The 9105-nt window shown below is 68.1% G+C and carries 10 protein-coding genes; 8 read left to right on the plus strand and 2 right to left on the minus strand.

Features of this window, described 5'->3' with window-relative positions; genetic code table 11:
• On the minus strand, positions 1 to 101 hold a 101-nt coding region (locus tag OOT08_RS11755; protein WP_325092934.1), incomplete at its 3' end, for a serine dehydratase beta chain.
• A 150-nt stretch (positions 102 to 251) separates the two neighbouring features.
• On the minus strand, positions 252 to 1064 hold the full coding sequence (locus tag OOT08_RS11760) for a purine-nucleoside phosphorylase (RefSeq protein ID WP_325092825.1): 813 nt from the start codon (positions 1062 to 1064) through the stop codon (positions 252 to 254).
• 168 nt (positions 1065 to 1232) lie between these two features.
• On the opposite strand from OOT08_RS11760, the gene OOT08_RS11765 reads away from it, so the two are divergent.
• From OOT08_RS11765 to OOT08_RS11800, 8 genes are all read left to right on the plus strand, one after another.
• Positions 1233 to 1832, plus strand: coding sequence for a helix-turn-helix domain-containing protein (locus OOT08_RS11765; protein ID WP_325092826.1), 600 nt, complete (start codon positions 1233 to 1235; stop codon positions 1830 to 1832).
• Between the two features lie 43 nt (positions 1833 to 1875).
• A complete protein-coding gene (locus OOT08_RS11770) occupies positions 1876 to 2991 on the plus strand; it encodes an ABC transporter substrate-binding protein (RefSeq protein WP_325092827.1) in 1116 nt (371 codons plus the stop codon).
• Positions 2992 to 2993: 2 nt separating this feature from the next.
• Complete coding sequence (locus OOT08_RS11775) at positions 2994 to 3878, plus strand: ABC transporter permease (RefSeq protein ID WP_325092828.1); 885 nt, start codon at positions 2994 to 2996, stop codon at positions 3876 to 3878.
• Entirely contained in the window at positions 3878 to 4687 is an 810-nt protein-coding gene (locus OOT08_RS11780) for an ABC transporter permease (protein ID WP_325092829.1), read from the plus strand. Before OOT08_RS11775 ends, OOT08_RS11780 begins: the two co-directional genes overlap by 1 nt.
• Complete coding sequence (locus tag OOT08_RS11785; RefSeq protein ID WP_325092830.1) at positions 4668 to 5600, plus strand: ABC transporter ATP-binding protein; 933 nt, start codon at positions 4668 to 4670, stop codon at positions 5598 to 5600. The genes OOT08_RS11780 and OOT08_RS11785 overlap by 20 nt, the downstream gene beginning before the upstream one ends.
• Positions 5601 to 5739: 139 nt before the next feature.
• A complete protein-coding gene (locus OOT08_RS11790) occupies positions 5740 to 7110 on the plus strand; it encodes an NAD(P)/FAD-dependent oxidoreductase (protein ID WP_325092935.1) in 1371 nt (456 codons plus the stop codon).
• A 216-nt stretch (positions 7111 to 7326) separates the two neighbouring features.
• Positions 7327 to 7695 carry a cupin domain-containing protein gene (locus tag OOT08_RS11795; RefSeq protein WP_325092832.1) on the plus strand — a complete coding sequence of 123 codons (369 nt, stop codon included), beginning with the start codon at positions 7327 to 7329 and terminating at the stop codon, positions 7693 to 7695.
• Between the two features lie 145 nt (positions 7696 to 7840).
• Positions 7841 to 9105: NAD(P)H-quinone dehydrogenase (locus OOT08_RS11800; RefSeq protein ID WP_325092834.1), on the plus strand; the 1265-nt coding region annotated here is incomplete at its 3' end.

The raw sequence follows: 9105 nt of genomic DNA on the forward strand, positions 1-9105 counted from the left end.
ATGGGCCCGACCGTGTGCGAACTCGACGGCCCGATCCCGCGCCGAAACAGCTGCAGGGTCGAGATAAACGGGGACGTGCTGGTGCTCGCTGACGCTGGCATCGTTGACATGGTCGGGCCTCCGGGATGGGGAGCGGAACGGGTGCGGCCCGGAAGGGGTGGCTCCGGAGCGCTTCGCCTCAGGATACGCCGCCCAGGCCGCAGTCTCAACGAAGCCGCGGCCCCGCTCGATCCCGGGCGCTGAATCCGGGGCTAGAGGCGCCCGACGACCTCGCCCAGCAGCGCCCCGAGGCGGGCCTCTGCCTGGCGTCCGGCCTCGATGACCTCCGCGTGATTCAGTGGGGTCTCCTGGATGCCAGCGGCCAGGTTCGTGATCAGGGACAGGCCGAGCACGGCCATGCCGGCCTCGCGGGCCGCGATCGCCTCGAGCGCGGTGGACATGCCAACGGCGTGCCCGCCGATGGTCTGCAGGTAGCCGATCTCGGCCGGGGTTTCGTAGTGCGGGCCGGGCAGCTGGGTGTAGACGCCCTCCTCGATCCCGGGCGAGACCTCGCGCACGATGGCGCGCAGCCGCTCGGCGTAGAGATCGGTGAGGTCCACGAAGTTCGCGCCCTCGACGGGGGAGACCGCGGTCAGGTTCAGGTGGTCGGAGATGAGCATGGGCTCGCCCGCGACCATGCCGGGCTTGAGCCCGCCCGCGCCGTTCGTGAGCACCATCGTCTCGCAGCCGGCCGCGGCAGCGGCGCGCACGCCGTGCACCACGGCGCGGACCCCGTGGCCCTCGTAGAGGTGGGTGCGTGACCCGATCACGAGCGCGTGCTTGCCGTTCGGAATCCGAATTGAGGTGAGCGTGCCGGGGTGTCCGACCACGGCGCTCTGGCGGAAGCCGGGCACGCGGTCCGCGGGGACCTCGGCCACCGTCTCGCCGATGAGGCCGGCGGCTTTGCCCCAGCCGCTGCCGAGGGTCAGCGCGATGTCGTGCCGCTCAACGCCGGAGAGTTCGGCGATGGCGTCAGCGGCCGCTCGGGCCAGCTCGGACGGGGTACGGGTCTCTGCGGTGCTCATGGCTCCAGTGTAGGCGTTCGGCTTTTGGGGCTTGTGCGCGCTCCCGAACCGGTCGTACACTCTGACCACACTCACTGGACAAAGTGTTCAGTGGTGAGAACATCGGTGTTCACCCTTCCCGGCCTGCCGCCGCGAACCGACGCCGATCGAGCCCGGCAAGGATGCAGGATGAGCGAAGAACACGAACTCGGCGAACGAGTGGCCCAGTTTCGAGAGCTCCGGGGCCTGAGCCTGCGCGCGCTCGCCGCCACGGCCGGCGTGAGCTCCAGCTTCCTGAGCCAGCTCGAAAACGGAAAGAGCAACGCGAGCGTGTCCTCGCTCCGCAAGATCGCCTCCGCGCTCGGCGTGACCCCGGCCGCCCTCCTCGACGCCTCCTCCGGGCACACCCGGGGTGTGCTGCGCGCCGCCGACCGCCCCACCCTGCCCCTCGACGGGGCGCAGAAGTTCGTGGTCACCCAGGAGCCCCTGCGCAACCTGGAGATCTACGCCGGGCACTTCGCGCCCGGCGGCAACACCGGCCCGGACGCCTACTCCCACGGCAACGCCCAGGAGGTGTTTCTCGTGGTCCGCGGCAGCATCACCCTGGAGCTCGGCCCGGAGCGCTACGAGATGCATCGCGGCGACTCGATCGAGTTCCTGAGCTCGGTGCCTCACCGGATCGTGAACGAATCGGGGGCGGACGCCGAGGTGCTCTGGATCAACAGCCCGCCAACGGGCGAAGAGGAGGCGCACCCCGCCCTCGCCTGGGAGCGCAGCACTCGTCCCTGACGTCACCCCATCACGCAGTTTCGAATGGCAAGGAGATCAACGAATGATCAACACGAAGCGCACCATCCTCACCAGCGTCGGCGGGCTTGCCCTGACCGTCGCCCTCGTCGGCTGTTCCGCCGGCGGCGCCCCCGTCGAGGTTGACCTCGGCTCCGGCCCAGCGGTTGCCGGCACCGTCAAAGCTGGCGCGCTCGACGGTGTCACCCTGACGCTTGCCTCCTGGGGTGGCCTCTTCCAAGAGGGACAGGTCACCGCGGCATCTGAACCCTTCGCCAAGGAGTCCGGGGCCACCATGCTTGAGGACGGCCCCACCGAGTACGCCAAAGTGAAAGCGCAGGTCGACAGCAAACAGGTCACCTGGGACATCGTGGACAGCGACATTATTTGGGCAGATATGCAGTGCGGCGACGACGGGCTGCTCATGGATCTGGACACCACCATCGTGGACACCTCCAACATCCCGGACGGGCTCGTCGGGGACTGCTACGTGCCCGCGATGCAGTACGGCTACGTGATCATGTACAACGAGGACGCGTACCCGAGCGCCCCGACGGGCTGGGCTGATTTCTTCGACACGGAAAAGTTCCCCGGCAAGCGGGCAATTGCTGGCTTCGAGGACATTGGCCCCGGGGTGTACGAGGGCGCCCTTCTCGCCGAGGGCGTTGCGCCCGAGGAGCTGTACCCGCTCGACATGGACCGGGTGTACGCGAAACTCGACGGCTTGCGGGACAACCTGATCTACTGGAAAACCGGCGCGGAATCCCAGCAGATGATCGAGTCCGGCGATGCGGACATGGCGCTGGTGTGGTCTGGTCGCGGCTTCGGAGCGGTGGAGAACGGCGCAAACTACGCACCGATCTGGGATCAGTCCCTCGTCGTGGCCGATGCGCTCGGCGTCCCGAAGAACGCGAAGAACCCGGACGCGGCGTTCGCCTACATCAACTACTACCTGGGCGCGAAGCAGCAGGCCACGCTCAGCGAGATCACCTCGTACTCGCCCGTGCACCGCGACGCAAAGCCCAACCTCAGCGAGCTGGGTCAGGAGTTTCTCATCACCAACCCGGATATTTCCGAGCAGATGGTGCCCACGGATGCCTCCTGGTGGTCCGAGAACTATGACGCTGAGCTGAACCGCTGGCTCGACTGGATCCAGGGATAACCATGACCGAAACCGCGTTGATCGGAGGGGCACGGCAGCCAAAAGCTCCCCGTGCGTCCTCCGGTCGAGCGTGGCTGCTCCTCCTGCCCGCCTACGCGCTCCTCCTCGGGGTCTTCGTCTACCCGGTACTGGAGAGTGTGTGGCGAAGCGTGAGCGACCCCACGCTCGGCCTGGACAATTACGTCTGGGCCCTTAGCAACGAAAACAACGTCGGGGTCATTCTGCGCACGTTCGGGAACGGACTGCTCGCGACAGCGATCTGCCTCGCGCTGGCCTATCCCTACGCCTATCTGATGACCATTGTGGGTGCCCGAGCCCGGGTGGCGCTCGTCGTGATCGCGCTCATCCCGTTCTGGACTTCGCTGATGATTCGTACCTTTGCGTGGATCGTCCTGCTCCAAGACAACGGCGTGGTGAACACCCTCCTCGGGGCGATTGGGGTGGGCCCGCTGGAACTGCTCCGCACCAACACGGGGGTCATCATCGGGCTGAGCCAGGTCCTCATGCCCTTCATGGTCTTGCCGTTGTACGCCGTGATGAGCGGCATCGACCTTCGGCTGGTCACGGCGGCGCGCTCGTTGGGCGCTCGGCCCTCGGTGGCGTTCCTCAAGGTCTTTGTCCCGCTCAGCATGCCCGGGGTCATCGCCGGGTCGCTGCTGGTCTTCATCCAAGCGCTGGGCTTCTACGTCACCCCAGCGCTCCTCGGCTCTCCCGCGGATAGCATGCTCGCTCAATCGATCTATGCCCAGGTTTCGGGGCTGCTCCAGTGGGGCCGGGGAGGCGCGCTCGGCGTGATCCTGCTCGTCGTCACGGTGCTCCTGCTCGCCGTGATCGGACTGATTGCCCGGGTGAGCGGCCGTCGGGGCATCAACGTGAAGGTGCTGTGATGCTGAAAACCCACCCCGTCACCCGCACCGTCCTCTGGGTTGTCGCTGCCCTGGTCTCGATCTGGCTCGTGGCCCCGAGCCTGATTGTCATTCCGCTGAGCTTCACGGATAAAGCCTCGCTGGTCTTCCCGCCGACCGGGTGGTCGCTCCGCTGGTACGAGTCCTTCCTGACCAACCCACAGTGGACTGCCGCGCTGGGCAACTCGCTGCTGATCGCTGTGCTGGTCGCGGCGTTGGCGACAGTGCTCGGTCTCTTGGCTGCTCTGGGCCTGCGCCAGATGGCGAACAAGAAAGTGATTGCCGGGCTCACCTTTGGGCTCCTGGCCCCGATGGTGGTCCCCGGCATCGTGGTCGCCATCGGTCTCTACGCGGTGTTCCTCACGCTCGGCCTCGTCGGGACGCTGCTCGGATTCGTGCTCGCGCACACGGTCCTCGCGCTGCCGTTTACCGTGGTTGCGATCACCGCCGGCTTCGCAGGATTCGACGCGCGACTGGAATTGGCGGCAATGAGTCTGGGCGCGAGCCGGGTCACCACGTTCCTCCGCGTGACCCTGCCCAACATCGTGCCGGGGATGGTCTCGGGGGCGCTCTTCGCGTTTGTGACCTCCTTCGATGAGGTGATGCTCTCGCTCTTTATCAAAAGCCCGTACCTCAACACCCTGCCGGTCATGATGTATTCCAGCGTGACCCGTGACACGGACCCGACGCTCGCCGCGGCGGCAACCGTCATCCTCCTCATCACCACGGTCCTCGTCATTGCCGGGCTGTCCCTCACCGGAAGGAAAAAACGTGTCACACGAGCCAACTAACCGGGGCGCCGAGATCCGGCTCGACCGCGTGTCCAAGCACTACCCGAAATCCATTGCCCTCGATCAGGTGAGCCTCACGGTGAAGCCGGGGGAGTTTATGACCTTCCTGGGACCGTCCGGATCGGGGAAAACCACCACGCTGAACCTGATTGCGGGCTTCACGGACCTCACCACGGGGAACGTGCGCATTGACGGGAACCGCATGGACGATGTTCCCGTTCATAAGCGGGACCTTGGCATCGTGTTCCAGCACTACGCGCTTTTCCCGCACCTGAGCGTGTTCGAGAACGTCGCTTTTCCGCTGGCCAGACGGAAAACCCCGAAGGCGGACGCGGTTCGGCTCGTGCACGGCGCACTCGAGACCGCGGGCCTCGACGGCTTCGGGGACCGATATCCCGCGGAACTTTCGGGGGGACAGCAGCAGCGCGTCGCGCTGGCGCGAGCGCTGGTCTTCCAGCCCAAGGTGCTGCTGCTCGACGAGCCGCTGGGCGCCCTGGACAAGAATCTGCGCGAGCGCTTGCAGCTGGAGCTCCGACGGATCCATCAGGAGGTCGGGCGCACCTTCGTGTTCGTCACGCACGACCAGGAGGAGGCCCTGACCCTGTCCGATCGGATCGCCGTCTTCAACGAGGGACGCATCGAGCAGGTGGGGACCGCACAGGACCTCTACGAGCGCCCCGCGTCCCTGTTCGTCGCTGGATTCATCGGTGAGTCAACGATGGTGCCGAGCGCCTCGGGCGCCGAGACGACCGTGATTCGCCCCGAGCACGGGGAACTGTTCCCTCCCGGCGCAGAGCTTCCGGCCGGGTTCCGGGGCGTTCCGGTGACGGTCCGACAGTCCGTGTACCTCGGCTCCGGCTGGAAACACGAGATTGTGCTGGATCACCCCGGGCACACACGGACGCCGGGGTGATCCGGGGCCCGCAGCGCCCCGACTGGCTCACCTCGAATAACGCCCCGGCGCAGCTCGCCTGGCGCCCGGAACAGGTCACCGAACTCCCAACCGCCGCCGCCCGGGTGGGCGAGCACGAACCCGCACGGAAAGAAGCATGATGATCAACGGCAATATCTCTCACTGGTGGCAGCAGGTCGGGGCCCCACCGGCCCGCCCGGAGCTGCCCGGCTCCCTGCACGCGGACGTCGCCATCGTCGGCGGCGGCTACACCGGGCTCTGGACGGCCTACTACCTCAAGCGAGCCCGGCCCGAGCTGCGCATCGTGATCCTGGAACAGCGCCACATCGGCTACGGTGCCTCCGGGCGTAACGGCGGCTGGCTGACCAACTCGATCACGGGCGGCCGGGAGCAGTATGTGGCCGCGCACGGCCGGGATGCCGCGGAGCGCTTCCAGCGGGTAATGAACGAGACCGTTGACGAGGTGATCCGGGTCACCGAGGCCGAGGGCATCGACGCGGACATCGCGAAGGGCGGCGAGTTCAACGTCGCGTACGCCCCGGCGCAGGAGGCCCGCATTCGCGCCTTCGCCCGAGCCGAGCAGGCGTGGAAGCACACCGACCTCGAGCTGCTGGAGGCGGCCGAGGCCACCGAGCGCATCAACGTCGCCAAGACGCGGGCGGCGGTCTGGCACCCGCACGCGGCGCGCATTCAGCCCGCGAAGCTCGTGTCGGGCCTCGCCGATGCGGTGCAGCGCCTCGGCGTCGAGATCTACGAAAACACGCGGGCGGTCGAGCTGTCGCCCCGGACGGTACGCACCACGCACGGCACGGTCACCGCGGAGCACATCGTCCGCGCGACCGAGGGCTTCACGGCGCACCTCGCGGGCCTCAAACGGCTCTGGCTGCCGATGAACTCCTCGCTGATCGCGACCGAGCCGCTGAGCGCCGCGGTCTGGGACGAACTGAACTGGAGCCGGGGCGAGGTCCTCGGCGATTTTGCGCACGTCTACATGTACGCCCAGCGCACCGCTGACGATCGGATTGCGATCGGCGGGCGAGGCGTGCCCTATCGCTGGGCGTCCGGGATCGACGCCGACGGCGAGACCCACCCACAGACGGCGCAGACCCTCGCGGCGATCATGCACCGCTTCTTCCCGGCGACCCGGAACGCGGCGGTGGAGCACCTGTGGTCCGGGGTGCTCGGCGTGCCCCGCGACTGGGCCGCGACCGTCGGGCTCGACCGCGAGACCGGCATCGCCTGGGGCGGCGGCTACGTGGGCACCGGCGTCACCACGACCAACCTCGCGGGCCGCACGATCACCGACCTGATCCTCGGCAACGACTCCGAGCTGACGGGGCTGCCCTGGGTCAACCACCGGGTGCGGAAGTGGGAGCCGGAGCCGCTGCGCTGGATCGCGACCAAGGGGCTCTACGCCGCCTACGGCATCGCCGATCGGAGCGAGCTCAACGGCCGGAAGACGACCTCGCCGATTGCCACCATCGCCGACGTCGTGACCGGTCGCGGCTGAGCCGCTTCGCCCCCCTCGGGTGCCCCAGCGTCGGCCGACCCACGGGCCGAGAAAAGCTATCGGGGGTATCAGAAAGACGATGCCCCGGGACCCACCAGAGCCGCACCGCCGTCAGTAGGCTCGGACACAGCGACGCCGCGCATGCCCCGGAAATCGGGGCTGTCGCGCCACAGCCAGCGTGCATCGTCGCACGCCAACGATAGGGAGAATCTGATCATGACCGACCGTACCCTCGCCGATTCGAGCGCCGTCGCGCTGCACGGCGCCGCCACCGCGGAGCTCGGCCCGTTTGCCCCGAAGGCCACCGCGATCACACCCGGCGTCGCCGATGCCACCCGGCCCATCTGGTCCGGCGGCGCCGTACAGACCGGGATCTGGGAGTGCGAGCCCGGAAGCTTCACCGGTTTCCGGGACGGCTACGCGGAGATCTGCGTCTTTCTCTCGGGCAGGGTCACCGTGCAGGGTGAGGGGGACGAGCCCATCGAGTTCGGTCCCGGCGATGTACTCGTGATGCCCTCCGGCTGGAGAGGCGTGTGGCACGTACACGAGCGGCTCCGCAAGCACTACACCTCGATCACCGACTGATCCGGAGGACTGGCGGGGGCGGCGAGGGCTCGCGGAACCCGGTGCGCGTCCGCCCGAGCACACGCCCGTGCTGGCGCGGCCGGCGCGCATCCTCCCGCCGCCCGGGGCGACCGGGAACGCCGGGCGAGCGGGGTAGACTGGGCGCATGGCATACGCGTTCGAACGCAAACATCGGATCGCGGTTCTCGGCGGGGGACCAGGCGGCTACGAGGCGGCCCTGACGGGGGCACAGCTGGGGGCCGAGGTGACGCTCATCGAGCGCGCCGGCGTCGGCGGATCCGCGGTGATCACCGACGTGGTCCCCTCGAAGAGCCTCATTGCGACGGCGGAGGGCGTCAACGCCATCCGCGAAGCGAACAACCTCGGCGTGCAGACCTACGTGCCGAGCGGTGACGGCAAGCCCGTCCGCCCCGAGGTCGCCGTGAACCTCGCCGCCGTGAACAAGCGCCTCATCGCGATGGCCGGGGCGCAGTCCACCGACATGCTGAACACCCTCGAGGAGGCCGGCGTCCGCGTCGTCCAGGGCGAGGGCCGACTCGACGGATCCAACGCGATCATCGTCTCCACCGCGTCCGGCGACGAGGGCACCGACTTTGACCGCATCGAGGCCGACACCATTGTCATCTCGGTCGGCGCGAGCCCGCGCGAGCTGGACTCCGCGAAGCCCGACGGGGAGCGGATCCTCACCTGGACCCAGCTCTACGACATGAAGGCCATCCCCGATCACCTCATCGTGGTCGGCTCCGGCGTCACCGGCGCCGAGTTCGCGAGCGCCTACCGCGCCCTGGGCGCCGAGGTCACCCTGGTCTCCAGCCGGGACCAGGTGCTCCCCGGCGAGGACAGCGACGCCGCAGCCGTGATTCAGAAGGTCTTCAAGCGCAGCGGCATGACCGTGCTCAACAAGTCCCGCGCCGACTCCGTTGTCCGCGACGGCGACGGCGTGCTCGTGACCCTCTCCGACGGGCGCGAGGTCCGCGGCTCCCACTGCCTCATGGCGGTCGGCTCCATCCCGAACACCGCGGGCCTGGGCCTGCGCGCCGCGGGGGTCCAGCTCACCGAGTCCGGTCACATCCGCGTGAACAAGGTGGCGCGCACGAGCATGCCCTCCATCTATGCCGCGGGCGACTGCACCGACTTCTTCCCGCTGGCCTCGGTCGCCTCCATGCAGGGCCGCACCGCGATGATGCACGCGCTCGGCGACTCCGTCCGCCCGATCGAGCTGCGCAACGTCGCTTCGAACATCTTTACGCAGCCCGAGATCGCGACGGTCGGCGTCTCCGAAGAGGACCTCGAGGAGCGCGACGGCGTGAGCAAGACCGTCACCGTGAAGCTCCCCCTGAAGATCAACCCGCGGGCCAAGATGATGGGCATCAAGGAGGGCTTCGTGAAGATCTTCGCGGCCCAGGGCTC

Source organism: Leucobacter sp. M11 (assembly GCF_035726885.1).
Taxonomy (GTDB): Bacteria; Actinomycetota; Actinomycetes; order Actinomycetales; family Microbacteriaceae; genus JAPFRB01.